Genomic DNA, 427 nt, shown 5'->3' with positions numbered 1-427 from the left:
AAGAAGACGAGAACGAGACGAAGTACGATCTCTCTCGAGAGATGATCACGGAACTGGAAGACGAGGTAGGTGTGCCTGCGGACACCTACCTCTTCGATTCGTGGTTCGCGCACGACTCTGGATTGATTAAACACGTCGAATCATACGGCAAGGACTGGATCGGTCCGCTCCGGAGCAACCGGCAGGTGACCTACGCGAACAAAGAGATGCGCGTCGATGCGCTGGAAGAGCGCATCGACAAGGAACCACGTGAAATTGACGACGAAATCTACAAGATATGGACAAAGACGCTCCCAGTGTCGAAATTAGGTGAGGTTCGGCTAGTGATCGCCGAGAAGGTGACTGACGAGGACGAGGAGAACCCTGTCAAGTACCTTGCAACAAACAAGATTGACGCGCCTTCAGCCCATATCATTCGGAGCTATTC

General features: G+C 52.7%; 1 pseudogene. It reads left to right on the top strand.

The features are described from left to right. Positions 1–427 (top strand): annotated as a pseudogene (locus O2S87_RS18860) (IS701 family transposase); the annotation flags it as partial.

The sequence above is a fragment of the Halohasta sp. A2 genome (genome assembly GCF_056175805.1).
Note: the sequence above shows the minus strand (reverse complement) of the source record. Positions and strands in the feature narration are given on the sequence as shown.